Origin of the sequence: Micromonospora sp. CA-240977 (assembly GCF_050942285.1) — a bacterium.
Taxonomy (GTDB): domain Bacteria; phylum Actinomycetota; class Actinomycetes; order Mycobacteriales; family Micromonosporaceae; genus Micromonospora.
This window is the reverse complement of sequence record NZ_CP192055.1, coordinates 557,064-582,699: the sequence shown is the minus strand read 5'-3', so window position 1 is coordinate 582,699 and position 25,636 is coordinate 557,064. Positions and strand designations below refer to the sequence as shown.

Here is a 25,636-nt window from a genome sequence, read left to right as displayed (position 1 = left end):
CCCTCTAGTCCCGCTCCGGGTCGAGCCGTACCCGACGCAGCAACTGGGCGTTGAGCGCGACCACGATTGTGGACGCGGACATCAGCACCGCGGCCAGCGCCGGGCTCAACGCCACCCCGGCCCAGGCCAGCACCCCGGCCGCCAGCGGCAACGCCACCACGTTGTAGCCCGCCGCCCAGGCCAGGTTCTGCCGCATCTTCCGGTACGACGCCCGGGACAGTCGCACCACGGCAGCCACCCCGCGCGGATCCGAGGAGGCGAGCACCACCCCGGCCGACTCGATCGCCACCTCGGTGCCCGCGCCGATCGCGATGCCCACGTCGGCGCGGGCCAGCGCGGGAGCGTCGTTCACCCCGTCACCGACCATCGCCACGGTGAGCCCCCGGCGCTGGAGCTCGGCCACCCGGCCGTCCTTGTCGGCGGGCAGCACCTCGGCGAACACCTCGTCGACGCCGGGCCGGAAGCCGAGATCGGCGGCGACCGCCTCGGCCACCGGCCGCGCGTCCCCGGTGATCATGGCGATGGTCCGGACTCCCTCGGCGCGCAACTCGTCGACGGCCCGCCGGGCCTCCGGACGCACCTCGTCGGTCAACGCGAACGCGCCGAGCACCGTGTGCGGCAGCCGCACCAGGTGCAGCACCGCCGCGCCGCGCGCCGACCAGTGCCCGACCGCCGCCGCCAGCTCGGCCGGGAGCGACACGCCCCACTCACGCAGCAGCCCCGGCCCTCCCACCGCGTACTCCGAACCGCCGACGGTGGCCCGCACCCCCCGGCCCGGCAGGGACCGGAACCCGACCGCCGGGGCCGGACCGCCGGGCCCGGCAGCCGCGACTATCGCGCGGGCCAGCGGATGCTCGCTGTCCGACTCCACCCCGGCGGCGATGCGCAGCACCTCGTCCCGCTCGACGCCCGGCGCCGTCGCCACGTCGGTGACGACGTGCTCGCCCCGGGTCAGGGTGCCGGTCTTGTCGAAGAGCACCGCGCCGACGGTCCGCATCCGCTCCAGCGCCAGCCGGTCCTTCACCAGGATCCCGGATCGCGCGGCCAGCGCCGTGGAGAGCGCGACGACCAGCGGGATGGCCAGGCCGAGCGCGTGCGGGCAGGCGATCACCAGGACGGTCACCGCGCGGACCACCGCCTCGTCGGGCTGGCCCAGCGCCGTCCAGACCAGCACGGTCAGCACCGCGGTGCCGCTCGCCACGTAGAACAACGCGGCGGCGAACCGGTCGGCGAGCAGTTGGGCCCGTCCACCGGCGCGCTGCGCCTGGGCGACCATGCGCTGGATGCCGGCGAGCGCCGTCTGCTCACCCAGTGCCTCGACCCGGACCCTGATCGCCGAGTCGGTGGCGACGGTGCCCGCCACCACCCGGTCGCCAACCGCGCGGGCAATCGGGCGCGACTCGCCGGTGATCATCGATTCGTCCAGCTCGGCCCGGCCGTCGACGATGCCTCCGTCCGCCGGCACCCGAGCCCCCGGGCGGACCAGCACCACGTCGCCGACCCGCAGCTCGCCGGCCGACACCGGTTCGACCCGCCCGTCCGCGGTCACCCGCTCGGTCTCGTCCGGCAGCAGCGCGGCCAGCGCCGAGAGCGCGCCGTGGGCCTGCCCGATGGCCTTCATCTCCTGCCAGTGCCCGAGCAGCATGATGGTGACAAGCGCCGCCAACTCCCACCAGAAGTCCAGGTCGAACGCGCCGGCACTGGTGGCCAGCGACGCGCTGTAGGCGACAGTGATCGCCATCGCGACAAGCAGCATCATGCCCGGCGTCCGGTCCCGCACCTCGCGGACCGCACCGACCAGGAACGGCCAGCCACCCCACCAGAACACCACCGAGCCGAGCACCGGCCCCACCCAGGTACGGCCCGGGACGCCGTCGTCCAGGCCCAGCTGATCCGACACGAGGTGGCTGGTCAGGACCACCGGGATGGTCAGCACCAGGCAGACCCAGAAACGACGGCGGAACATCTCCGGATCGTGCCCGGCGTGCCTGTCGTGCGGCGGGGGCGCGGCGTGGCGCCGGTGGTCGGGGTCGGCGGATGACTGAGCGGGCATGGCTCCAACATGCCCGCCCGGTGACCATCGCGCGGGCGGTTCGGCGCTCGACACTCCGTCCCGACCTGCGAGCCCGGAACAGGCTGGCTAGCATCTCCCCGATGGCCCTCCAGCTACCGCTGCGCGGTCGGGCACCGGCGTCGCCGCGACGTGGCGTCGCCTCCGGCCGGCCGGGCTGGACACTGACCGTCCGTGATCGGGCGGTCCTCGGTGAGCGAACCATCGCGCGTTCCGCCGTGTTTCCACGGCATCGCTGAACCGACCGGCACGCTGGCCCGTATCCCGCACCGGATCGTTGGGAGTCTCGACTTGGGTTCCGACCACGCCCGTCCCGCTCCGTCCGCCCCGCCCCGGGTGCGACGGATCCTCGTCATGACGGTGGTGCCCCTCTTCGTCGCCACAGTGCTCGCCGCGGCGCTGCTCTGGCCGCGCGGAGGAGCACCGCGGACCGACGGCGGAGCGGACGTGCCGCGCTACGCCGGCACGGTGACCCGGGTGGTGACCGAGCCGTGCCCGCCGCTGCCGTCGAGCCCCGAGGGCACACCCAGGGTCGGCGCCGGGCCGTGCGGCACCGTCGACGTCCGGGTGGACGACGGGCCCGCCACCGGCCAGCAGGTCCAGACACCGGTGCCCGACGGACCCGGTGCGCCCCGGGTGGACGTCGGCGACGAGGTCATCCTGGTCCAGTTGACCGACCCGACCGATCCCACAATCAGCAACTGGAACATCGCCGAGCACCAGCGCGGCACCCCGATGGTGTGGCTGGCGGTGATCTTCGCTGCCGCGATCGTCGCGTTCGGCCGATGGCGGGGGCTGGCCGCGCTCGCCGGGTTGGCAGCCAGCTTCGCCATCCTGCTCACCTTCGTGCTGCCGGGCATCGGCGCCGGCAAATCACCGCTCCTGGTGGCGGTGGTCGGCGCCGCTCTGATCATGTTCGTGGTGCTCTATCTGACCCACGGCGTCAGCGCGCAGACCTCGGTCGCGGTGCTCGGCACCCTGGGCAGCCTGGTGCTGACCGGCGTGCTCGCCACCATCGCCACGGCGGCAACCCACCTCACCGGCTTCGGCAGCGAGGACGCGACGACACTGTCGATGTTCCAGGGTGACGTGGACCTGCACGGCCTGCTGCTCGCCGGGATCATCATCGGTTCGCTCGGGGTGCTCGACGACGTGACTGTCACCCAGGCGGCCACCGTCACCGAGCTGGCGAACGCGAATCCCGGGCTGACCCGCATGCAGCTGTACCGCGCGGCGACCCGCGTCGGCCGGGCGCACATCGCCTCCACCGTCAACACCATCGTGCTGGCGTACGCGGGCGCGTCGCTGCCCCTGTTGCTCCTGCTCACCGCCGACTCGCGGCCGATCGGGCAGATCCTCACCAGCGAGTTCCTCGCGCAGGAGATCGTCCGCAGCGCGGTCGCCACCCTCGGGCTGATCGCCGCCGTGCCACTGACCACCGGGCTGGCCGCGATCGTCACCGCGGCCGGGCGCGCCGAAGCCACGCCGCCGGGCGACGCCGCCGCCCGGCCGCGCCCCCGGGCGGACCGGGCGGAGGCACTGGCCGCCCTCAACGCACCACGGACGGGGCGACCCGACGAGCCGGACCAGACGCGGACCCGGCCCCCATCCACCGCCACCGACGGGTGGCCGGAGTCGAACAGGAGCACGGAAACGGCATGGTGACACTCCTCAGCGTGACCAGATCGGGTCTTCCCCCTGAGAACCGCGTCACTGGTCACACACCGCTATGGCGAAATGACACTTTTGGTCGGCATCCAGGCGTAGCTCACCCAGTCGACTCTCGGGTAACCTCGCTGCCGGTTACCGATGAAGGCGCGAAGCGGCGCCTGCGGTGCCACCGCCCAATCGCCAACCGGCGAGCCGGGGACCCAGGTGTGTGGGGTGAATCCGCGTCAGCGGTAGGGGCCACTTCCGCCCCGAACCCGTCAGCTAACCCGGTCGGCGGTCGAGGGAAGGGAACATTGTGACGGCACCCCTACGCCGCTGGTTGACACCCGTGGTGGCCGTGATCGCCGCACTGACCGTGCTCGCCGGGCCCCTCCCGGCCCACGCCGCCCCGACGACCCCCACACCGTCCGGGCACGAGGAGGCCGACGAGCCCAAGATGCTCAACGACGTCATCGAGCAGGTGAACCGCGACTACTCCGCCGCCAAGTCCAAACTGGACAAGTCCAAGAAGCGGCAGTTGGAGTTGGCGCTGGAGGTGGACCGGGCCAAGGCCGACCTGGACGCGCTGGCGCCACAGGTCGGGCAGATCGCCGCCCAGTCGTACCGCACCGGTCGGATCGGCGCGCTCGCGATGCTGCTCGAAAGCGACGCTCCGGACACGTTCGTCCAGCGCGCCGCGATGCTCGACGAAATCAACATGGTGAACGAGAACAAGCTCGCCGAGGTCAACACCGTGAAGGCCCGTGCCGAGCAGGCCAAGTTGGCCCTCGACACCGAGGTCCGGGAACAGCAGAAGCAGACCGCCGTGATGGCCAAGCGCAAGAGCGAGGCAGACAAGGCGCTCGCCCTGGTCGGCGGCAAGGGCTTCACCGGCGGTCTGGTGGACGCCACCTCGCCGGTCGCCCGGATCGGGCCGGGCCGCACCGCCGACGGCGACTGGAAGGCGCAGTCCTGCAGCGAGGACGACCCCACCACGTCCGGCTGCGTCACGCCGCGCACGCTGCACGCGTACAAGGAGGTCAGGAGGGCCGGCTTCACCCGGTTCGTCGGCTGTCACCGCAACGGTGGACCGTACGAGCACCCGAAGGGCCGCGCCTGCGACTGGTCGCTACAGAAGAGCGGCTTCTCACCCTGGCACAACGAGGACACCCGGACGTACGGCAACAACGTCGCCGCGTTCCTCATCCGCAACGCCGACCGGCTGGGCATCTACTACGTGATCTGGAACCGGCAGATCTGGTTCCCGGCAACCGGCTGGAAGTCGTACAGCGGGCCGTCGAACCACACCGACCACGTGCACATGTCGATGCTCTGATCCGCGGCGTCTTCCGCCGAGGGCCGTTCCGCGTCGCGCGGAGCGGCCCTCGTCGTGTCAGGCGGCGGCGGCCGGGTCAGCCGACCCGGTCGGCACGTCGAGCGTCGCGAAGCCGGCCGGCACGGCGGCCACCGGGCGCGCCACTCCGGCGGCGAGCCGGTACGACACACCCACCACCGCGCACCGCCCCTGCGCCACCTCGGCGGCCAGCACTGGCGACTGCCGGAGCAGCGTCTCGACGGTCTGTGCGATGTGGATGTCGACGATGCCGTCGATGTCGTCCACACCCTCGGCCTCGGCCCGGCGCAGACTGGGCAGCACGGCGTCGACCACCGCCCCCAGGTGCCCGGGAGGCGGGGTGCCGGTCGCGGAGGACTCCCGCGCCGCCTGCACCGCCCCGCACGAGTCGTGGCCGAGCACCACCACCAGCGGGGTGCCGAGGACGGTCACCGCGTACTCCACGCTGCCGAGCACCTCCGGACCGGTGGTGTGCCCGGCCGTACGGACCACGAACAGGTCACCCAGCCCCCGGTCAAAGATGATCTCGGCGGCCAGGCGGGAGTCGGAGCAGCCGACGATCACCGCGAACGGGTGCTGCCCGTCGGCCACTGCGGCCCGGTGTCCGGCGTCCTGGTTGGGGTGGCGTGGAGCGCCGCTGACGAAGCGCCGGTTACCGGCGGTCAACTCGGCGTACGCCTGGGCCGGCACGCTGGCCGCGGCCGCCCGGTCGCCGGTCCGCTGCGGACCCGGCTGCCCGCCGGGAGTTCCAGGACGACTCATCCCCGCACCTCGTCTTCACGCGTCTGACCTGGTCAGAGGGCTTGTCAGCCGGGCCGGCGGCGGCGCTGGCTCGGGCTCCACCGTCACACGCACCGTAAAGTGCGTCAAGGTATGCGTGATTTAGATTTCATATGTTGACTCCGATTCGGCCCCTGGGTGACGCACCGGGCGCAGGACGGGCGAGACTCCCGGGGGCAGGGCGGACGTCCGGAGAGGTGGTCACACGATGGCGAGCACGACGACGGGCGACACCGGCGGCGGGCGGAACTGGACGTTCCTCACCAACCACGGGCACGTGTTGCTGGCCATCGCCCGCAACCCCACCGCTCGGCTCCGCGACGTCGCGGCCGAGGTCGGCGTGACCGAACGGGCCGCGCAGGCGATCGTCGCCGACCTGGAAGCGGCCGGTTACCTGCACCGCACCCGGGTCGGACGGCGCAACGAATACACCCTCAACCCGGCCGGCCGGTTCCGGCACCCCGCCGAGGCCTACCGCCAGGTCGGCGACCTGCTCGCGCTGTTCGCCGAGACGCCCACCACGGAGGTCGAACCCGGCGCCTGACCCACCCCGCCGGGGGCCGCTGCCCGACGGGGCGCAGCGGTAATCTCTGCGGGTGCGCGAATGCCCGCCGTTGAGCGCGACCCACCCGTTCCGCCGCAGTGGCCGTGCCGCCCGCGGTGTCCTCAGTGGAGCGTTGGTGGCTCTGCTCGGCACCGCCGTGGTGGCACCCGCACCGGCGCGGGCGGCACCGCCCGCCTGCGGTCCGGCCAGTGAGGAGGCCCTGACGGCGATGCCGTGGGCGCTGCGCCGGCTGGAGCCGTCCGCGGCGTGGCCGCTGTCCCGGGGCGCCGGAGTGACGGTCGCGGTGATCGACTCCGGGGTCTCCGCCGTCCACCCGCTGCTCGCCGGTCAGGTGCTCGAGGGTCGCGACTTCAACGATCTGGCGGCCAACCAGGGCCAGTGCGACCTGGTCGGGCACGGCACGATGATCGCCGGCATCATCGCCGGCCGGGAGGGCACCGGCGTCCCGTTCAGCGGCATCGCCCCGGCCGCCCGCATCCTGCCGATCCGCGTTCTGCCGAACCTCAAGGACACCAGGGACCCCAATCTTCCCGTGCAGATCGCCGCGGCGATCGACTGGGCCGTCGACCAGGGCGCCGACGTGATCAACCTGTCCCTCACGACCATTCCCGGCCCCGAGCTGACGGCGGCCGTCGACCGTGCGCTGGCCAAGCGGGTGGTGCTTGTCGCCGCCGCCGGCAACCGCGCGGAGGATCAGCAGAACCGGCCGGGCTACCCGGCCGCGTACCCGGGGGTGATCGCGGTCGGCGGGGTCGACGAGCAGGGCGGCCACGTGGGCAGTTCGATAAGTGGCGACTACGTCGACATCGCCGCACCGGGGCTGAACATCATCGGGCCGGCGCCGCAGGGGTCCGGCTACCGCGCCGAGCCGACCGGCGGCACCAGCTTCGCCGCCGCGTACGTCTCAGGAGTGGCCGCGCTGGTCCGGGCCGCCTACCCGGACCTCACCCCGCAGCAGGTCGCCGAACGGCTGGAACGCACGGCGGACAACCCACCGGAGGGCCACAACGGCGACATCGGCTACGGCGTGGTCAACCCGTACCGGGCGGTGTCGAGCCTGCTGGGCACCAGGGTGAACCCGCCGGCCACCGCGCTCGCGGCGCCCGTCGCGCAGGACGACCCACTGGGTTGGCAGCGCGCCGCCGCGATCTGGGCCGCGGCGGTCGGCGGGCTGCTCACAGTGCTGCTGCTGATCGCCCGACCGATAGTGGCCCGGGGCCGCCAGCGCGGCTGGCGTCCGGGCCGACGCACCGACGCACCGGCCGCCGGCTGACCGCCGCTCCACACCGACGATGAAAAACAGTGCGGCTCCGGCCCGGGTGAACCGGACCGGAGCCGCACCGGTGAATGCCTCAGCCCCACACCTTGGAGTTGCTCATCTCGGTGGTGAGGTAGTTTTCCCGAGCGATGCCGACGGCACCGCCGATCTCGTTCAGGATCCGGTTGATGTCCCGGACCGCCGCATCCCACTTCGCCTGGTGCTGCTCGTAGGCAACCCGGTCCTCGCCGTCCCAGTGGAGCTTGGTCAGCATGGCCCGAAGCGTGTCGAGCTTTTCCTCGAGCGTCTTCGAGATGGCCTGCATCTGCTGATTGCTGCTCTCGAGGACCGCGTAGTCAACTTTGATCGTCACGATTTCCCCCTCTGCTGGCTGCGGATCACGGGTTGAGAGCAGAGTGGAACTTGTCCAGCATCTGCTGCTGCTCTTCGTCGTTTACCTGATGCGTCGTACCCGACTTGTCGAGCAGGTCAGCGATGTTGTCCATCGCCGTCAGCAGTTTGACGGTGTCCTCGTTCCAGCGCGTCATCAGCGACTGGAAGCCCGTGGACGCCTGACCCTTCCACGCCATGGCCAGGTCGTCGACAACGTTCCACAGCTTCTTCAGCTCGCCGTCGACCTCGCTGCGCGTGGACCGCACGTCACTCGCGGCGGTATGCAGAGTCGCAGCTTCGACCTCGAACGCCATGCTTCACACCCTTCCGTCATGTTGTGGTGGCGGCATTGCCGCACTCCTCCCCCGCGGTAAGGCAGCAACACCCCACCGACGGACACTCCAGTGAAGACCGTAGCGGAACCGGTCGAGCGCCCGCAGCCCTGATCGACGGGGGTGCGATGGATGGTGGTGAATCGCGCCGGTTGTACCTCGATCAGGACGGCTCGGACCACGCCGTCTGGATCAACTGTTGGCCGTCACGTCGCCGGACGAGGGTGCCCCGACCCGGCGGTTGCGGGCTCGGTCGCAGGGTGCCGAACACGGCGCCCTCCTCCCGGTTGCCGGACATCAGCAGGCCCGGCGAGTCCAGCTCGCGCAACCGCTGCAACACCGGCTCGTAGAGCGCCCTGGAGACCCCGCCGACGCGACGCGTGACGATCAGGTGCAGACCGATGTCGCGGGCCTGCGGCAACAACTCCTGCAGGGCGCTGAGCGGGTTGCTCCCACCGGAGGCCACCAGGTCGTAGTCGTCCACCAGGATGTACAGGTCCGGGCCCTTCCACCAACTGCGATCGCGCAGCTGGGCGGTGGTCACGTCCGGGCCGGGCAACCGGTTGTTCAGCGCGCTCCGGATCGACCCGAGCCCCTGGGCGAACGCCTGGTTGGACGGGGCGTAGTCGAGCAGGTGATCGCCCTCCACCGCGCCCAGCAGGCCACGCCGATAGTCGGCGATCACCAGCCGCGCCTGGGCGGGCGTGTACCGCTCGGTGATGCCCCGGGCGATCAACCGCAGCAGGTTGGTCTTGCCGCACTCGGCGTCGCCGAAGACCGTCAGGTGCGGCTCGTTGGCCAGATCCAGGTAGACCGGCGCGAGCGCCGACTCGTTGACACCGATCGGCAGACCCGGCGCCGACCGGTCGATGATCCGGGCCAGCTCGGCCACCGGCAACCGGCGCGGCAGCAGCCGCACCTTCGGTGCCGGACGACCCGGCCAGTTCGCTGCCACATGCCCGGCCAGGGCCAGCGACGCCTCGCTCAGGTCATCGATGTCCCGACGACCGTCGAGCCGCGAGATGGCGGTGAGGAAGTGCAGCTTGTCCCGGGTCAGGCCGCGACCGGGCGCCTTGTCCGGCACGTTCATGGCCGCGCGGCGGTCGATCTCGGACTCGGACGGGTCGCCGAGACGCAGCTCCAGCTTGGTGCCGAGCAGGTCACGCATGTTGATCCGGATCTCCGCCCACCGCACCGCGGTGAGCACCACGTGCACACCGAAGCCGAGGCCCCGGTTGGCCAGCGTGGTGATGGTCTGCTCCAGCTCCTCGTACTCCTGGCGCAGCGTGTTCCAACCATCCACCACCAGGAACACGTCACCGAACGGGTCGTCGGCGAACTCACCGGCCGCCCGGCGACGGCGGTAACTGGCCACCGAGTCGATGCCGTGCTGGGCGAAGCGCGTCTCCCGGTCGTCCAGCACGGCGACCACCTCGGCCACCGTCCGGCGTACCGCCTCGACGTCCCGGCGACCGGCCACCCCGGCCATGTGCGGCAGACGCTCCAGACTGCGCAGCGCGCCGCCGCCGAAGTCCAGGCAGAAGAACTGCGCCTCACGTGGCGTGTGGGTGAGCGCCAGCGAGGCGAGCAGCGTACGCAGCATGGTGCTCTTGCCACTCAGCGACCGGCCGACGATGACGACGTTGCCGCCGGCACCGGCCAGCTCGACCATCATCGGGTCGCGGCGCTGCTCGTACGGGCGGTCCACCACCCCGACCGGCACGGTCAGCCGCCCGCGCCCCGGCCAGGAGGCGGTGCACAGCCCGTAGGTCGGGTCGACGGCCAGCGGGCCGAGCAGCTCACCCAGGCCCGGCGGGTCGGCCAGCGGCGGAAGCCACACCTGGTGGGCGGGGCGGCCCCGACCCTTGAGCTGGTCGATCAGCACGTCGAGCATCGCCACGGCCTTGCCGTCGGCCGGCTGCTCGGGCTCCGGAGCGGTGTCCACCGGCATCTGCGGGAGCTGCGCCGCGATGAAGTCCAGGCCGTACGGCACGATCCGGCGCTGCACAAGCGCCTGCGACGCGGCGGCCTGCTGCCCCGGCGCCCGGTAGGCCCCGGACACGTACGCGGCCCGGAACCGCAGCATGGTGCTGGTGTCCGTCTTCAGGTAGCCGTGGCCGGGCGCGTTCGGCAACTCGTACGCGTCCGGCACGCCGAGCACGATCCGGCTCTCCACCGCCGAGAACGTCCGCAGACCGATCCGGTACGACAGGTGGGTGTCCAGCCCCCGCAGCTTGCCCTCTTCGAGCCGCTGACTGGCCAGCAGCAGGTGCACGCCCAGCGACCGACCCAACCGGCCGATCATCACGAACAGGTCGATGAAGTCGGGCTTGGCCGCGAGCAACTCGCTGAACTCGTCACAGATGATCAACAGGCTGGGCATCGGGGCCAGCGGCTCGCCGGCCGCCCGAGCCTTCTCGTACTCGAAGCGGGAGACGTAGTTGCCCGCCGCCCGCAGCAACTCCTGCCGGCGCACCATCTCGCCGGCGAGCGCGTCGCGCATGCGGTCGACAAGCGGCAGCTCGTCGGCCAGGTTGGTGATCACCGCGCTGGTGTGCGGCAACGCCTCCAGCGAGGCGAACGTCGCGCCGCCCTTGAAGTCCACAAGGACGAAGTTCAGCTCCTCCGACGAGTGGGTCACCGCCAGGGCGGCCACCACCGTACGGAGCAGCTCGCTCTTGCCGGAGCCGGTCGCACCGATCACCAGGCCGTGCGGGCCCATGCCCTCGTGCGCGGACTCCTTGAAGTCGAGTTCGACCACGTTGCCGTCCGGGCCGACGCCGAGTGGGATCCGCAGCCGGTCCCGGTGACCGCGGGGGCGCCAGGTCTGCTGCACGTCCACCGTCGCCGCGTCGCCCACCCCGAGCAGGTCCGGCAGCTCCGTGCTGCGCGCCAGCGGCTCATCGGTGCTGGCCTGCTGCTGGGAGAGGCGATAGGGGGCGATCTGCCGAGCCAGCCCCTCGGCCGCCTCGGCGCTGAGCCGGTCGGGGCGCCCCAGCGGCGACGACGAGCTGCCCCGGACCAGATCGAGCGAGCTTCCGTCGGCCACGTCGAGGCAGAGCAGCCAGCGGCCGGCGTCGCGGGGCACCGTCCCGGACAGGTCGAGCACCGTGGTGCCGAGCAGCCCCGGGCCCACCAGTTGGCAGGTCGGCGAGATCTCACCACCGTCGATCACCACGACCAGGTGCGGGGCGGTGGTCAGCGGCTTGGCCTCGGGTGCGAACCGAGGCCGCCCGGCCAGCTCGGCGGCGAGCGACGCCTCGGCCTCGGCCAGGCTGGCGAAGACCAGACGGCGCGCGCCGGCGGCGTCCGTACGCCCGCTGTGGTGGGCGTGCGGCAGCCACTTCACCCAGTCCCAGGACGGCTGCCGGTCCGGCGCGGCGACCACCGCGACCACCAGGTCGTCCGGGGCGTGGAAGGTGGCCAGCTGCCCGAGCGCCGCCCGGGTCAGGTCGAGCACCGGCGCGCGGTCGCCGCGCAGCGCCACCCGGCTGAACGCGCGTACCGACAACGCGGTCGGCAACTCGGGAACAGTGGAGTGGGCGCGGACGAACCGGCGGAGCGCGATGGCGCTCATCGGCTCCAGGTCCTCCACCGGCTTCGTCTCCGGCGGGACGATCTCCACGGCCAGTCGCTGCGGGCCGAGCGCGATCCGGGTCTCGCCGAAGTCGTCCTCGGTGGTCCGTCGCTCCCAGAGCCGCCGGGACGCGGCGATCGACCAGAGCGCGTCGGGCTCCGGGTGCCGCCAGGTCATCGCCGCCCGCTGCTGCTCCGCGGCCCGCCGGGTGCGCTTGCGCATCTGGGCCAGGTAGCGCATGTAGTCGCGCCGGTCGGCGTTCAGCTCGGCCTTGTCCTTGCCGCCGTTGTTGGCGAGCGAACCGATCGCCATGCCGAGCATCGAGACGCCGAAGAGGCCACCGGCGACGTACGTCATCATGCCGCCGCCCTTGCCGGCGTAGAGGAACGCCATCGCGCCGACCCCGCAGAACATCGGCAGGATCATGAGCAGCTGCCCCATCCCGCGGGGCGTCGGCTCGGGCAGCTCTGGAGGAGACTCCAGCAGCACCTCACCGCGCGGCAGAGCCGGTCCCGGCTGACGCGGGAGCCGGCGGAACACCACAGTGCTCACGGCTGTCTCCTCCCCCAGAAGCGGCCTGATGACGTGCCGCCGCGGACCGGAGCCCGCGGGTGGGCATCGTACGTGCCCGCCATCGTAGGTAATCTGCCGTGGGCGCGGTGGACCCGGAGCGTGGCATCGCGGCCAGCCGAGCACCGACGCACACCTGGAGGCCACTGTGGCGACGAAGACGGCGACCGGTGGTCTGAGCCGGATCACCATCGTGGCTCCGCGTACCCGGATGGACCTGGCGCTGCCCTCGGACGTGCCGATGGCCGACCTGCTCCCCACCCTGCTGCGCTACGCCGGCGAGGACATGGCCGACGAGGGCGCGCGGCACGGCGGCTGGGCACTGTCCAGGTTGGGCGGCGCGCCGCTGGACGGTGGTCGTACCGCGGCGCAGCTCAGCGTCCGTGACGGTGAGGTGCTCTACTTCAACCCCCGGTCCGCGGCCGCGCCGGAGATCGTCTTCGACGATGTGGTGGACGCCGTCGCCACCGCGACCAACCAGCGCCCCGGCGCCTGGCAGGTCGGCGCGACCCGGTCCTTCGCCGTGCTGTTCGCGGCGTCGGCGCTCGGCGCCGGCGCGCTCGCCGCGCTCTTCGCCGGCCCGCCGCACCTGCCCGGCGCGCTGGCCGCCCTGCTGGTGGCCGTGGCGCTGCTTGTCGGCGCGGCGGTGCTGTCCCGGGCCGCCGCCGACAGCCGCACCGGCGCGGTGCTGGCCATTGTCGCCCTCGGGCACGCCGCCGTCGGCGGCCTGTTGCTGCTCGCCGGTGACCGGCCACTTACCGAGTTGGCCAGCCCGCACGTGCTGCTCGCGGCGACGGCCGCGGTGGTCGCGGGCGCGGTCGCCGTGCTGGCGGTCGGCGACCGGTATCCGCTCTTCTTCGCCGCGATCGGGGTGGGGGCGGCCACCGGGATGGGCGCGTTGCTCTGCCTGGTCCTCGGCCTCGACGCGCCGGCCGCCGCGGCGGTGGTGGCGGCTGTCGCGTTCGGCGTGGTGCCGGCACTGCCGATGGCGGCCTACCGGCTGGCGCGCCTGCCGGTGCCCTCGATCCCGACCGGCCCGGAGGACCTGAAGACCGACAGCGAGTCGGTCGACGGCCGGCAGGTGCTCCAGCGCAGTGAACGCGCCGACCAGTTCATGACCGGTCTGCTGTGGACGGTCGCGGTGCTGGTGCTCGGCGCGCAGCTCGTGCTCGCCCTGGACGGGCGCGCGGCGGCGGTGCTGCTGTGCCTGGTGCTGGCCCTGCTGTCGTTGCTCCGGGCCCGACCGCTGCTGGGCCGCGCCCAGCGCACCCCCGTGCTGCTGGCCGGCACCGTGGGGTTGGGCCTGGCCGCCGCCGCCACGTTCGCCAGCGGGTCGCTGCCGGTTCAGCTCGGTCTGATCCTGGGCGGGCTGGTGCTGGCCGCCGTGGTCAGCCTGATCTACGGGCTGACCGTCGCCGGTAAGCGCATCTCGCCGGTCTGGGGCCGGCTGCTCGACATCGCCGAGATCATGCTGATCATCTCGCTGGTGCCGCTCGCCTTCTGGGTCTGCGGCCTCTACGGCTGGATCGTCAACCTCCGGCCCTGACCGCCCGCGGACGCCACGCCGGTCATCGCGGCTGCGGACGGGTGGAGACGCCCAGCGCCGACCCGACCGGCGCGGTGGCGTAGACGCCCGGTCCGTGCTGGCCGTCCATCGGTCGGGCGGACGTGCCGGTTCGTTGCGCGATGTCGCGGACCACCTTGACCAGCGCCTCGACGTGGTTGTCCATCGCCGCGACCCGCAACAGCGGCGACGCCACCCGACCGTTCGCCGACACCGTCGCGGCCACCGTGTGCGACGGCGCGGAGGTCGCGGTGATCGCGTCCACCAGCGGGCCGAGCGGCACCTCCGCACGGCCGCGCAGCACCAGGCAACGGTGGGTCCAGCCACCGCCGTGCAGCCCGTGCCAGCTCTCCGCCGGCGCCTCCGGCCCCAGGTCGAGCCCGGCGGCCGAGACGATGGCCGCGCGCAACTCGTCCCGGTTGAGCGGCCGATGGGCCAGCCCCGCCGAGGTCAACGCCTTGCCCAGCCGGCCGATCCCGGCAGCCACCGTCCGGTGCACGCCGGCGAGCCCACCGCCCCGGCTCACCGCCTCCGCCCGGGCGTCGCTGACGGTCAGCCGCAGCGCCACCCAGACGGTCCGGTGCGCCGCCGGCGGCGCACCGGGCGCCGGATACCACACAAGGGTGTGCGCGACTACCTGGGTACGAGAGACCGGGGCGGTGAAGTCGGCAAGCACCCGCAACACCAGGTCCACTGTGGACGCGTGCACCGAACCGGCGGTCGCGCCGCTGGCGGGCTGCAACGCGACCGCCGCGAACCAGCCCTCGTCGTCGCGCCCGATGCCGAGCCGGGTGCCGCGGTCGGTCAACTCGATCACGCTCAACTCGGGGGCGAGCACCGCCAGCCGCGGGTCGCCCGCCCGGCCGCCACCCAGCACCGCCGACGCACGCTCACCGCGCCGCCGCAGACGCCGCCGCAGCAGCAGGTCCTCGAACCACCAGCGGCCACCCCTGCGGGCGAAGGTGGCAACGACGACAAGCGCCGCGACGGGCGCCACCGCGGCAGCCACCCAGCCCGGCCCGAACGAGGCGGCCCACATCCCGACCACGCACAGTTCCAGTACGACGAGCTGCCCGACGAGCACCGGACCGAGCCGTCCACGGCCGGGTCGGTCAGTCGGCGGCGTCGGCCGCGCCGTCACCTCGGTCGGGTCCGTGGCCGCTCGGGCGGGTCGCGCCTGAACCTGCGTCATCGCTGACTGTCCCTCCTGCACGGTACGGCTCTGCACCGGGTCGGTCCGGTGCCGACCACGAGCGGTGGTCCCGAGGAACCTCCGTCGGCCCCTTATCGTAGGGAAGCCCGCGACGGCACCCCGACCTGATCGTCGCGGATCCACCCCGCCGGAGGTAAGTCATGCGGACCCGCCGCGATCAGGTGCAGGCGTACCGCTTCGTCACCCGCCGCATCGTCTCGGCGCTGCTGTCGGGCGACCCGGAGACCACCAACCTCCCGATGCGACGGCTCGGCATGGCCGTCTTCGGCAGTGTCATCACCGCGGCCGTCGTGCTCGGTGGGGTTGGCGCCTACGGCCAGTTGACAGGTAACACAGTGCCACTGAAGGACCAGACCCTGGTCATCGAACGGGAGACCGGCGCGACGTACGTGTACCTGGACGGGCAACTGCACCCGACGTTGAACTACACCTCGGCCCGCCTGGTCCTGAACAAGCCGGACGCGACGGCGCGGACGATGTCCCAGGCGGCACTGCGGGACCAGCCGCGCGGGCTCACCCTCGGCATCGTCGGGGCGCCGGACGCCCTGCCGGACCGCAAGTCGCTGACCGGCCTGCCCTGGTCGGTCTGCGACGTGCCCGACCCGGTCGATCCCGAGCGGTCCAGCACCCGGCTGGTGATCGACCGGGCGCTGCCCGGCGGCGTGCCTCTTGGTGACCGCGCGGTGCTTGTCGTGATGGACGAGCAGCGCTACCTGCTCACCAACAACAGTCGTCTCCAGGTGCTCGACGGGGACCCGACGATCACGGCGCTGAAGATGTCCCGCGCCACTCCGCTACGGGTCGGTCAGCAACTGCTCAACGCCGTGCCGGCCGGGCCACCGCTGCGCAAGCCGGAGCTGCCCGGCGAGGGTGAGAGCAGCGTGCGGAGGGTGGCCGGCCGGCCCGCCGTCATCGGTCAGGTGTTCAGCGCCGCCGGGCAGCACTACGTGCTGACCCGGGAGGGTCTCGCCCCGATCAGTGAGATCAGCGCTCTGCTGATGGTCCGCGGCGGCGGCCAGATCACCGACATCACCCCGGACCAGGCTGGCGACCTGTACGTCGAGCAGCGGGTGGACGAGGAGGGGCTGCCGTCGACGCTGCCCGCCGTCTACCAGGCCAGGCCCGGTCAGACCACGCTGTGCGCGACGTACCGGGCGGGCAGCGCGGGCGGCCAGCCGACCACCACCCTGGAGATCTTCGACCGGGCGCCGGCCGAGCTGACCGGGAACGGTCCGGGCCCGGTGCCGGTGCCCCAGACCAGGCGGGACGCCGTCCGCACCGCCGAGGCGGTGCTGCTGCCCGGTGGCAAGGGCGTCGTCGCGCAGGCCTCGCCCGGCGCCGGGACCAGCGGATCCGGCGCCGCCGGGTCGACGATCTACCTGATCACCCCGCAGGGCATCCGCTATCCGCTCGGCTCGGCGGAGACACTGGACGTGCTCGGCTACGGCGGCGTCACCCCGCTGGCGGTGCCCGGCTCGCTGCTCGCGCTGATCCCGACCGGGCCCACCCTGACCCAGGAGAACGCGATGGCGGTCTTCTCGCCCGACGAGCCGGCCCCGGCGGCCGCACCACCGCCACCCGTTCCGCCGGCCGGTGGAGCGGGCGGCGGGACGCCGGCGGGATCGACCGGGGGCATCGGCTGAGCAGCCGTGACGGGTCGCCCCGAATCGCGGCGGTGGACTAACCTGAATGTCGCTGACGGTTGTCAACCAGAACGACGGGGATGTTGCCATGACCGGGCGTACGGAAGTCGACCTGCTGTCCCTCGAGGATTTTCACGACCACCTTGCTTCGCGGTTGAGCCAGGTCGAGTCGGTGCTGCGCAAGCTCAACACCGAGATGCAGTGCCGGCCGCCGGCGTTGGGCTCGTTCTTCGACGCCACCGACAAGGCGCGTCGCTACAGCGAGGTGCACCAGTCCTATGTGGACCAGGCCGAACGGATCCGGCAGGCGGTGCTTGCGGCTCAGCAGGCCACCAGCACGATTCTGACCAACTACCGCACCGCCGAGGCGCGTAACGCCGCCAACGCCACCGACGTGTCCGCGGCGCTGACCGGGGTCGATCGGGCGTTGCAGCCGAAGGAGAACGGCCGTGTCTGAATACACCGAGCGCTACCAGGGCAGCAGCCACCAGCAGTTGTACGACGGCGTGATGGCTGGCAAGCCGGAGCAGATCGAGGGCGTTGCCACCCAGTGGGCCGAGCTCAAGGGGGTCCTCGACGGGCTCGGCCGGGAGTTGAGCGGCGATCTGGAGAAGCTCGGCAACACCTGGACGGGTTCGGCGGGCCGGGAGTTCCATCGGCGACTCAGCCTGATCGTCGCCCACTCCGACGCCCTCGGCGAGGGGATGGCGGGCATCAAGCAGGGGTTGACCATGATGGCCGACCATCTGCGCACGGCCCACAAGGAGGCCGAGAGCCCGGAGGAGACCGACGACAACGACAAGGCGATCTCCGGCACGATCAAGGGTGCCGCCACCTTCGGTCTGCCCGGCGCGATGGTCATGGGCTTCGTGGGTCACCAGCAGGACAAGCAGGAGCAGGAGAAGGCCCACCAGCGGATGGTGAACCTGGTGGCCGAGCTGGCCAGCAGCTACGAGATCTCCGCGTACGACCGGGTGGTCGATCCACCGCTGCCCGACCCGGACACCCCGAACCGGATCAACACGGATCCGACGACGCCGCAGAGTGTTTCGGCTGTGGCCAAGGCGAGCGCCGGGCCCGGCAGCACCAATGTCAACGCGCACACCGGCGACGCGACCGTCTCGAAGCTCGAGCGCGCCGCCCCACCGCCGGTCGTCGGTGACGGCTCGGTCTCCGACCGGGGCGGCTCGGGCACCGGTGGCACGCCCGCCGTGGCTGCCGGCCCGCTCGGCTCCGGTGGCGACTCCGACCAGCGCGGCACCGTCCTCGCCGGCGCGGATCCGCTGGTCGGTGGCGCGCTGCTCACCGGCGGGGCCGCCGGGCTGGCCGGCCTGGCCGGGTCGGCCCCGGTGACCGCCGCCGCGAGCGCCGGCCCCGGGCTGCTCTACGCAGCGCCGGGTGGGTCACCGGCCGGCGGGGTTTTGCGCACCGCCGCGCTCGCCGGTTCGGGCAGCACCCCCACCCCCTCGGCTCGGCCCGCTGGTGGCGGGACCCCGGCCGAAGGTCGGTCTGCCAGCGGCATCGGGCGCGGCGTGGACGGCCAGCGCGGCGGCGGCCGGGCGGCGGCCGGTGGTGCGGGCTCCGGCCGCAACGGCGCCGGGCTGCTCGGCGGGCGGGGTCGACCGGAGGACGACGACTCCGACGAGCGACTTACCTGGTTGACCGAGGACGAGATGGTGTGGCACGACGGCGGGCACGCCGCGCCGCCGGTGCTCGGCGCCGGCAGCTGACCACGACCCGCCGCAGGCACACGCGCGGTGCCCCCGACCGGACCCGATCCGGCCCGGGGGCACCGTCTTTTCCGGGTGTCGATCCCCACCGTCCACAGTGCTCATGGTGGCGGCGGTCACGCCGCAGCGGGCCGTCGCCGTGCTGCGACACGGCAGGGCAGGCGCTACGTTGGTCGGGTGTCGTCCGCAGTGTGTGTCCGCCCCGCCCGCTGGGCTGTGCTGCGGTCACTGCGTGACCTGACCCGACTGGCGATCACCGCGCTGGTGCTCGCGGTCGGCCTGGGCGGCGCCCTCGCCGCGACCCCACCGCCCGCCTCGACGCAGCTCCGGCCCAGTGCCGTGAGCAGCCGGGTGGCCAGTGTCCGTCCCGATATCCCTTCGGTCACCGAGCGGGCGGCCCAGCCCGCCACCGCCCGGCCGGCTGCCACGGCGGACACCACCGCGCTGACCGGGCCGATCGCGGAGGGCCGGGGTCAGGCCCCGGCCATCGATCCCGGCCGCGGCGTTCCCGCGCTGCGTGGCCCACCCGCCCGCTGATCCTGGCCCGGTGATCCGGGGCCCGGTCCCGGGTAGTCCGTCGCAGCGGCCGAGTCGCCCCTCGACGGGACGACCCCGTCACCCGGCCGACCGGCGCCGTCGGGCTCCTCCTGCCACCCGTCGATACCCGCCTTCGACCGCGAGGTGCTGATCATGCAAACCATCCTCTCCGCCGCCCTGCCCGACCTGTCCCGGGCTGCCGTCATCTGGCTGAGCCTGCTCGGGATCGTCGGCGTCGCTGTCTCCGCTCTGCTGCTCCGGCCCGGCCGGCTCCGCCTCGACCCGGGTGCCCGGATCCGCCGCGCGGCCATGCCGAGCCAACTCGAACAGGCGCAGGAGGAGCGGGAGCAGAGCCGCTACGCGCAGGAGGTCGCGGTGGCCGCGGAGCGGGCGACCACCACCGCCGCGCGCCGCCGAACGGAGTGGGTGGCCGCGCAGGAGGCGGTCGAGGCAGCGTGGCAGACGTACGAGGCGGCCGAGGCGGCCGTCCGGCGGCTCGACGCGGCAGCCGCCATGCCACTGCCGCAGACCGCCCGCACCCCCGCCGAATACGCGGACCGCGAGCGCTACCTGCACCGGGCCGCGCTGGACGCGTACTGGCGGCGGGAGTTGTCGGTGGAGCAGCTCAGCGACGTCTTCGCGCACCGCGACGGCTGGGACCCGCGGCTGCACCCGGTCGCGCAGGAACTGGTGCTGCGACGGGCGATCCGCGACAATCTGGCGGCCCGGCACGCCGCGGCCCGCGAGCAGGAGCAGGTTGCCTGGCGGGCGGCCGAGTTGGCCGTCGCGGCGGCCCGGAGTCTGCGCGAGGAGGCCCACGCCGCCACCGGGCGACGGGTCGCGGAGTCGGCGTCGGTGCTGCCGCTCAGCGAGGTTGCCAGGCCGTCGGCCGAGCAGACCCGGGAGAACAAGGTGACGGCTCGTGGCCGCGCGGCGGTGCCCGCGTTCTGAGCCGCGCGACTCCCGGTGGGTTAGCGTGACGGCATGTCCCGACAGGCGTGGGTCCTCGTGGTGATCGCCGGCATCCTGGCGCTCGCCACACTTGTCGGTGCCGTGGTGCTGGCGGTGCGGATGGTGCGGACGCGACGGATGCTGACCGGGCTCGGCGCGGGCGGCAAGGTGGCCTTCTACGGGGCGCTGATCTACACGATCTTCCCGGTGGACGTGCTGCCGGATCCGATCTACCTGGACGACATGGGTGTCCTGGCCGCCGCGCTGATCTACCTCACCCGGCTGGTGCACAAGCGCCGGGCGGCCGGCCGCCAACTGCCCGGCCAGCCGGATTCGTCGACGGATCGGGATCGGGCGCGCCGTCAGGTGCCATGATCAGGGTCGGTTCGGTGGACAGGGGACGGGCATGGCGGGCGATCATCGGTTGGACGTGCACGACGAGCGTGTTGTCGCCTTCTGCGCGGAACGGCACCTCGCGACCCTGACCACGATCCGTGCGGACGGGACCCCGCACGTCGTACCGGTCGGGGTGACCCTCGACCCGGCGGCCGGGCTGGCCCGGGTCATCACCTCTGGCGGCTCCCGCAAGGCCCGTCAGGTGGCCGCCGCCGGTGCGGCGGGCGCGGCGGTGGCGGTCTGCCACGTGGACGGCCGCCGGTGGCTGACGATCGAGGGCCGCGCGGTCGTGCGGTCGGATCGGGCCGCCGTGGCGGAGGCGGAGCGACGCTACGCCGAGCGGTATCGGACCCCGCGCCCGAATCCGGACCGCGTCGTCATCGAGATCACCGTGACCGGGCTGCTCGGGAGCCTCTGATTTCCGACCGACATCACGCGTGATGCCGGTTTTGTCCGGTGAAGCGGACGAGGTGACCTTTCCCGCCCGCCTGCGGCCGGCCGCGCGGGCGCACCCGGAATCCCGCCCTGCCGGTAGCCGTTGCACCTGATCACGGCACCCACACCACCGGACCGGCGGAATGCCCGCCACCGCGGAGCCGTTACCTACCCGGGACGCCCAGGGTCGAGACCGGCCGCTGGTCGTCGCCCCCTGCTGAGCCGAGCGCCATTCCCGGTGCTGCTGCCCTCCGACGGCCGGAGGCACAACCCCCCGAACGGAGACTCGACAATGAATCCGATCATCCAGAAGAGCGGGCTGTCCGTCGTCGGCATGCTTGTCGCCGGCGGTTGCGCCCTCGGCCCGGCGGTAGCCGCCCAGGCCGCACCCGCCCAGGCCGCACCGACCTCGTCGAGCCAGACCGATCGGGCCGCCGAGCGGATCCTCAGCATCGACTACCAGGCTCAGCCGAACTTCTTCTACTGCGGCCCGGCCGCGACGCGGATCGCGTTGTCCGCCCAGGGGAAGGCGCTTCCCCAGGACGCGGTGGCCAACCTCTTGGGCACCACCGAGGCGGGCACCCCCTCGGCCCTGGACACCACCCGGGTCCTGAACGAGCTGACCGGAGGCAAGTACCGGACCACCGAGATTCGCGACTCGGTGGCCCGCCCGGACCAGGTCGACCAGCTACGCCGGGACGTGCTGGCCGCGGTGGACGCCGGCCGGCCGGTGGTGGCGAACATCAAGGGCACCACTGTGGACACCGACGGCAACCCGCACTCGTACGAGGGCGGCCACTACCTGGCCCTCGTCGGCTACCGCGACGGTGGCGACACCATTCGGGTCGCCGACCCGGCGGACCCGGCGCTGGGCGAGTATTGGGTGAGCCTGCCGAAGATCGCCAACTGGATCGCCGAGCGCGGCTACTCCGCCTGACCACCCGAGCAGATCACCGGGCCGGTCGCTCCCTCGCGGGGCGGCCGGCCCGACTGTCGTCGAGCATCCGGGAGGCCAGGCGGGTACGCCGACGAACTCGGGCGGCTCGCGTCGGACGAACCCGCCGCAGTTGTCGCCGGGCCGGTGGATGGACTTCGGCCTCGCCGGCGCCGGCCGCCCGGCGCACGATCCGGTTGGCCTCGTCCGGTTCACAACCGGAGGCCCGGAGCAGGTCGCTGGCCGCGGTTCGCAGTCCCGTGACGATGGACTCGCCGAATTCCTTGACCCCGCCCGCGGCGGCCCGCCCGGCCAACTCGGCACACTGCTCGACCAACTGGCGGGTGTGCCGGGGGTAGTCGCCAACCCGGCACTCCATGCGCAGTTGGGCCACCGCCTGACCCAACCGGCCCACCGCGTCCGGCAGCTCCGGTGGAATCGGCTCGTCGTACTGCAGCGCGGTCGTCGACCAGCGAGCCAGGGTACGACTGTCCAGGACCAACCGCTCCAGGTGACCCGCCGTGCGGGCATAGGCGTGGTATTGCTGTCGGCGGTGCCAGCGCACCGGAGCAATCGTCACCACCTCCTCCGCGCCGCTCAACGCATCGTGCAGCCGGCCCAGGTCGCCGTCGGTGCCACGGAGGCGCTCCAGGATGCCCAGCGTCCGGTCGCCGTCGCGCTCGCGCGTCGCCTGCGCCAGCTCGGCGAGTTTCTCGCAGAGGATCGCGAAGATCGGTGCCGCGGCCCGCTCCAGCACTCGCATCGGGTTGACCGGCAACAGCAGCGCGACCACCATCAGGCCGACCGCGCCGCCGACGAGTGCGTCGAAGATCCGAGGCAACTCCAGGCCACGTTCCATCGGGGCCAGCGTGGCGATCAGCACGGCGGTACCGCCGGCCTGACCAACCAGCTGGCCGCCCCTCCCGGCCACCAGTAACGCGGCGGCGATGGCCAGCGTGACCACGACGCCGGTCTGCCACGGGCCCGAGCCGAGCAGGAAGCGCAACCCGTCGCCGATGGTGATGCCCAGGATCACGCCGCCCAACAGCTCGAAGGTGCGCCGAGCCCGTTGCCCGATGGCGGTGGCGATCGTGCCGACGGCGGCTGCGGGAGCGAAGACGTGCGCTCCGGGGCCCAGCAGATGCTGGGCGAGGAGGGCGGCGATGGCCGCCGCCAGCCCGGCCTGAATGGAGATCACCAGGGTGATCTCCCACTGCCGGGCCCGAAGCCGGCCGGCCTGCCCGCCGCGGTGTCGCGCCCGTCGGACCGCCCGGCCGCCCCGCTCGGCGGCATCGTCGAGCCGCGACTGCTCGCGGTCGGCGCGTGGGCGGTCGTCGGTCATGGCGGCGGTTACCCCGACGACGGCAGGGCAATCGCGGCGGTCGCGAACCACCCCTACCGCGGGCACCACCGGCATCGCCCAACCCATCGGCATCCGTAGGTTTGCGCAGCCCCGTGGGGGTACCAGGGCCACACACCTCCCACCGATCCGCAACCGGTAAGGGGCCGTCAGATGAGCAACCCAGAGACCACCGACGACCACGACGTCGTCGACATCCTCGTCGCCGACCATCGCGAGGTCGAGGCAATCCTCGTCGAGTTGGAGACCCGGCAGGGCACGCCCGAGCACCGCCGCCAGCTCGTCGACGTGGTGGTCGCCGAACTCGTCCGCCACTCGGTGGCGGAGGAGGCGTACGTCTATCCGATCGCCCGCAAGGCACTGCCCGACGGTGACGAGATCGCCGACCGGGAGATCACCGAGCACGCCGAAGCCGAGCGCACCATGAAGGAGCTGGAGTCCGTCGACCCGTCCGACGCTCGCTTCGACAAGCTCCTCGCCCACCTGACCAGCACCATCCGACACCACGTACGGGAGGAGGAGAACGAACTCTTCCCCCGACTGCGCGCCGCGACGGCACGGGAGGAGCTGGTCGACGCTGCCGACAAGGTGACGGCGGTCAAGAGGATCGGTCCCACCCGGCCACATCCGGGAGCGCCGGACCATCCGCCGGCGAACCGCCTGCTCGCACCCGGCATCGGTCTGGTCGACCGGATACGCGACACGTTGAGCGGTCGGCCCAGCTCGATGAACGAGCTACGCGAGAAGCAACAGCGCTGACCCACGCGGCGTTCGGACGGATGCTCCCGGGTCGCCGAGAAGGTGGCGACCCGGGCAGCGCGTACCGCGTCAGCGAACCTGGTCGCCCTCACCGGTGCGCGCCTGGGCCTGGTCGACGCCCTTGTCAATCTGGTCGTCGTACTTGCCGCCGGTGCGCTTGTCGGCCATGTCGCCGGCCTTCTCCACACCCTGGTCGACCTGCTTGTCATGCTTGTCCGTGAAGTCCTGGGCCTTGTCCATGAAGTCGCCCATACCGCTCTTCCTCCTCGGGTGGTCGCTTCCGTTTGCGTTCCCTCGGCCCGCCAGTGCAAACGCCGTCATCGCGACGGGGATCCGCGGACGCCCACCCGGGACGCCCGGCCGGCGTACGATCCGCGCGGCCAGCGACGGTGCAGCGGTACGGGTGTCAGCGCGCCACCGGTTGGGTACCGACCTCGCCGAGATCGAGGAGGACCGACATGGCGGCAGACGGACCTGAGGCGACAACAGGCGGCCCCGGGCCGCGCCAGACCTGGGCGGCGCTGCCCTGGCTGGTCCGGACCGCGGTGTCGTGGAGCGCCTGCCTGGTGGTGGTCATCGCCGGTCTCTACCTGCTGGGCCGGATCGCCGTCCTGCTGGCGCCGCTGGCCATCGCGCTGGCCGCCACCATCTTCCTCACCGCGCTGCTCGACCCGGTGCTGCTCCTGCTCCGTCGACTGCGCCTGCCGGCGGCGCTGGCCGCGCTGTGCACCGTACTGCTGCTGCTCGGCATCCTGGTCGGTGTCGGCGCCCTGGTGTGGAACCTGACCGCCAGTCAGTTCGACCAGCTCAGCCAGGAGCTGACGCAGGGGGTGGAGCGCAGCCGGGACTTCGTGACGTCCACGTTGCCGGTCAGCGAAGCGCAGCTGGACAAGCTTGTCGACCAAGCCCGGCAGGGCCTCGGCGGCGGCTCTCCGGACCCGGTGGCCGGCGCCCGGACCGCCACCGAGGTGTTCGGCTCCGCGCTGCTCGCCCTGGTGTTGCTCTTCTTCCTGCTCAAGGACGGCCGGTCGATGTGGCACTGGGTGCTGTCGCGGATGTCCGGCCCGAACCAGCCGGTTTTGGCCGAGGCCGGCCGGGCCGGTTGGCAGACGTTGGGCGCGTACAGCCGGGGCACCATGTTCATCGCCGCCATCGACGCGCTGGGCATCGGGTTGGCGCTGGTGGTGCTGCGGGTGCCACTCGCCCTGCCGCTGGCGCTGATCACCTTCCTCGGCGGTTTCGTGCCGATCATCGGGGCGACGGTGGCCGGCGCGGTCGCCGTGTTGGTGGCACTGGCCGCGAACGGCCCCACCACCGCGCTGCTCACCCTGGCCGCCGTGATCGCCGTGCAGCAGATCGAGGGCAACCTGCTGGAGCCACTGATCATGAAACGACAGGTCCGGCTGCACCCGGCGGTGATCCTGGTGGCGGTCACCGCCGGCACGCTGATCGCGGGGATCGCCGGCGCGTTCGTCAGCGTCCCGATCACCGCCGTCCTGTGGCGCGTCATCGACACCGTCCAACAGCGCCGCTCCGCCTCGGCCCTCACCTCCGGAGGGTGACC

23 protein-coding genes and 1 riboswitch are annotated in these 25,636 nt (G+C 72.7%); of the genes, 15 read left to right on the top strand and 8 right to left on the bottom strand.

All coding sequences use genetic code 11. The annotated features are described in order from the left end of the window. Positions 1 to 4 precede the first annotated feature (4 nt). Complete coding sequence (locus ACQPWW_RS02815; protein WP_433128815.1) at positions 5 to 2,053, bottom strand: copper-translocating P-type ATPase; 2,049 nt, start codon at positions 2,051 to 2,053, stop codon at positions 5 to 7. A 309-nt stretch (positions 2,054 to 2,362) separates the two neighbouring features. Here ACQPWW_RS02815 and ACQPWW_RS02810 point away from each other — a divergent pair, with 309 nt between their 5' ends. Then, entirely contained in the window at positions 2,363 to 3,736 is a 1,374-nt protein-coding gene (locus ACQPWW_RS02810) for a YibE/F family protein (protein ID WP_433128813.1), read from the top strand. A gap of 166 nt (positions 3,737 to 3,902) precedes the next feature. After that, positions 3,903 to 4,033, top strand: a riboswitch (cyclic di-AMP (ydaO/yuaA leader). Between the two features lie 4 nt (positions 4,034 to 4,037). Beyond that, positions 4,038 to 5,057, top strand: coding sequence for a coiled-coil domain-containing protein (locus ACQPWW_RS02805; protein ID WP_433128811.1), 1,020 nt, complete (start codon positions 4,038 to 4,040; stop codon positions 5,055 to 5,057). 57 nt (positions 5,058 to 5,114) lie between these two features. Here the strand turns inward: ACQPWW_RS02805 and ACQPWW_RS02800 are convergent, their stop codons facing one another. After that, positions 5,115 to 5,837, bottom strand: a complete 723-nt coding sequence (locus tag ACQPWW_RS02800; protein ID WP_433128809.1) for a carbonic anhydrase — start codon at positions 5,835 to 5,837, stop codon at positions 5,115 to 5,117. A 226-nt stretch (positions 5,838 to 6,063) separates the two neighbouring features. On the opposite strand from ACQPWW_RS02800, the gene ACQPWW_RS02795 reads away from it, so the two are divergent. Beyond that, positions 6,064 to 6,399, top strand: coding sequence for a helix-turn-helix transcriptional regulator (locus ACQPWW_RS02795; RefSeq protein ID WP_433128807.1), 336 nt, complete (start codon positions 6,064 to 6,066; stop codon positions 6,397 to 6,399). Positions 6,400 to 6,451: 52 nt separating this feature from the next. Further along, positions 6,452 to 7,693 carry a type VII secretion-associated serine protease mycosin gene (gene mycP / locus ACQPWW_RS02790; RefSeq protein WP_433128805.1) on the top strand — a complete coding sequence of 414 codons (1,242 nt, stop codon included), beginning with the start codon at positions 6,452 to 6,454 and terminating at the stop codon, positions 7,691 to 7,693. 79 nt (positions 7,694 to 7,772) lie between these two features. Here the strand turns inward: mycP and ACQPWW_RS02785 are convergent, their stop codons facing one another. The 3 genes from ACQPWW_RS02785 to eccCa all read right to left on the bottom strand — a co-directional run bounded on the left by ACQPWW_RS02785 (position 7,773) and on the right by eccCa (position 12,532). Beyond that, entirely contained in the window at positions 7,773 to 8,051 is a 279-nt protein-coding gene (locus ACQPWW_RS02785) for a WXG100 family type VII secretion target (protein ID WP_433128803.1), read from the bottom strand. A gap of 25 nt (positions 8,052 to 8,076) precedes the next feature. Further along, positions 8,077 to 8,385 (bottom strand): WXG100 family type VII secretion target, encoded by a 309-nt coding sequence (locus ACQPWW_RS02780; RefSeq protein WP_088986628.1) that lies wholly within the window; start codon positions 8,383 to 8,385, stop codon positions 8,077 to 8,079. A 181-nt stretch (positions 8,386 to 8,566) separates the two neighbouring features. Continuing rightward, positions 8,567 to 12,532 carry a type VII secretion protein EccCa gene (eccCa, locus tag ACQPWW_RS02775; protein ID WP_433128801.1) on the bottom strand — a complete coding sequence of 1,322 codons (3,966 nt, stop codon included), beginning with the start codon at positions 12,530 to 12,532 and terminating at the stop codon, positions 8,567 to 8,569. Between the two features lie 166 nt (positions 12,533 to 12,698). Here eccCa and eccD point away from each other — a divergent pair, with 166 nt between their 5' ends. Next, complete coding sequence (gene eccD / locus ACQPWW_RS02770) at positions 12,699 to 14,096, top strand: type VII secretion integral membrane protein EccD (protein ID WP_433128799.1); 1,398 nt, start codon at positions 12,699 to 12,701, stop codon at positions 14,094 to 14,096. Positions 14,097 to 14,118: 22 nt separating this feature from the next. Here the strand turns inward: eccD and ACQPWW_RS02765 are convergent, their stop codons facing one another. After that, on the bottom strand, positions 14,119 to 15,306 hold the full coding sequence (locus ACQPWW_RS02765) for a type VII secretion protein EccE (protein WP_433128797.1): 1,188 nt from the start codon (positions 15,304 to 15,306) through the stop codon (positions 14,119 to 14,121). Between the two features lie 161 nt (positions 15,307 to 15,467). On the opposite strand from ACQPWW_RS02765, the gene eccB reads away from it, so the two are divergent. From eccB to ACQPWW_RS02725, 8 genes are all read left to right on the top strand, one after another. Then, entirely contained in the window at positions 15,468 to 16,970 is a 1,503-nt protein-coding gene (eccB, locus tag ACQPWW_RS02760; protein ID WP_433128795.1) for a type VII secretion protein EccB, read from the top strand. An 88-nt stretch (positions 16,971 to 17,058) separates the two neighbouring features. Continuing rightward, positions 17,059 to 17,427 (top strand): hypothetical protein, encoded by a 369-nt coding sequence (locus tag ACQPWW_RS02755; protein ID WP_433128793.1) that lies wholly within the window; start codon positions 17,059 to 17,061, stop codon positions 17,425 to 17,427. Beyond that, positions 17,420 to 18,700, top strand: a complete 1,281-nt coding sequence (locus ACQPWW_RS02750) for a WXG100 family type VII secretion target (protein WP_433128791.1) — start codon at positions 17,420 to 17,422, stop codon at positions 18,698 to 18,700. The genes ACQPWW_RS02755 and ACQPWW_RS02750 overlap by 8 nt, the downstream gene beginning before the upstream one ends. 177 nt (positions 18,701 to 18,877) lie before the next feature. Next, the gene (locus ACQPWW_RS02745; protein WP_433128789.1) at positions 18,878 to 19,237 is read left to right on the top strand and encodes a hypothetical protein; all 360 of its coding nucleotides are present in this window, start codon (positions 18,878 to 18,880) and stop codon (positions 19,235 to 19,237) included. A 153-nt stretch (positions 19,238 to 19,390) separates the two neighbouring features. Next, on the top strand, positions 19,391 to 20,188 hold the full coding sequence (locus ACQPWW_RS02740) for a hypothetical protein (protein ID WP_433128787.1): 798 nt from the start codon (positions 19,391 to 19,393) through the stop codon (positions 20,186 to 20,188). 33 nt (positions 20,189 to 20,221) lie between these two features. Beyond that, positions 20,222 to 20,563: a hypothetical protein gene (locus tag ACQPWW_RS02735; protein WP_433128785.1), complete on the top strand. Its 342-nt coding sequence runs from the start codon at positions 20,222 to 20,224 to the stop codon at positions 20,561 to 20,563. 31 nt (positions 20,564 to 20,594) lie between these two features. Beyond that, complete coding sequence (locus ACQPWW_RS02730) at positions 20,595 to 21,002, top strand: pyridoxamine 5'-phosphate oxidase family protein (protein WP_433128783.1); 408 nt, start codon at positions 20,595 to 20,597, stop codon at positions 21,000 to 21,002. A 309-nt stretch (positions 21,003 to 21,311) separates the two neighbouring features. Beyond that, positions 21,312 to 21,956: a C39 family peptidase gene (locus ACQPWW_RS02725; RefSeq protein WP_433128781.1), complete on the top strand. Its 645-nt coding sequence runs from the start codon at positions 21,312 to 21,314 to the stop codon at positions 21,954 to 21,956. Between the two features lie 13 nt (positions 21,957 to 21,969). Here the strand turns inward: ACQPWW_RS02725 and ACQPWW_RS02720 are convergent, their stop codons facing one another. Then, positions 21,970 to 23,295: an FUSC family protein gene (locus ACQPWW_RS02720; protein ID WP_433128779.1), complete on the bottom strand. Its 1,326-nt coding sequence runs from the start codon at positions 23,293 to 23,295 to the stop codon at positions 21,970 to 21,972. A 171-nt stretch (positions 23,296 to 23,466) separates the two neighbouring features. Here ACQPWW_RS02720 and ACQPWW_RS02715 point away from each other — a divergent pair, with 171 nt between their 5' ends. Continuing rightward, positions 23,467 to 24,072, top strand: a complete 606-nt coding sequence (locus tag ACQPWW_RS02715; RefSeq protein WP_433128777.1) for a hemerythrin domain-containing protein — start codon at positions 23,467 to 23,469, stop codon at positions 24,070 to 24,072. A 69-nt stretch (positions 24,073 to 24,141) separates the two neighbouring features. Here ACQPWW_RS02715 and ACQPWW_RS02710 read toward each other — a convergent pair whose 3' ends face one another. Further along, positions 24,142 to 24,324: an antitoxin gene (locus ACQPWW_RS02710; RefSeq protein ID WP_433128775.1), complete on the bottom strand. Its 183-nt coding sequence runs from the start codon at positions 24,322 to 24,324 to the stop codon at positions 24,142 to 24,144. A 206-nt stretch (positions 24,325 to 24,530) separates the two neighbouring features. On the opposite strand from ACQPWW_RS02710, the gene ACQPWW_RS02705 reads away from it, so the two are divergent. Next, on the top strand, positions 24,531 to 25,634 hold the full coding sequence (locus tag ACQPWW_RS02705) for an AI-2E family transporter (protein ID WP_433128773.1): 1,104 nt from the start codon (positions 24,531 to 24,533) through the stop codon (positions 25,632 to 25,634). Positions 25,635 to 25,636 lie beyond the last annotated feature (2 nt).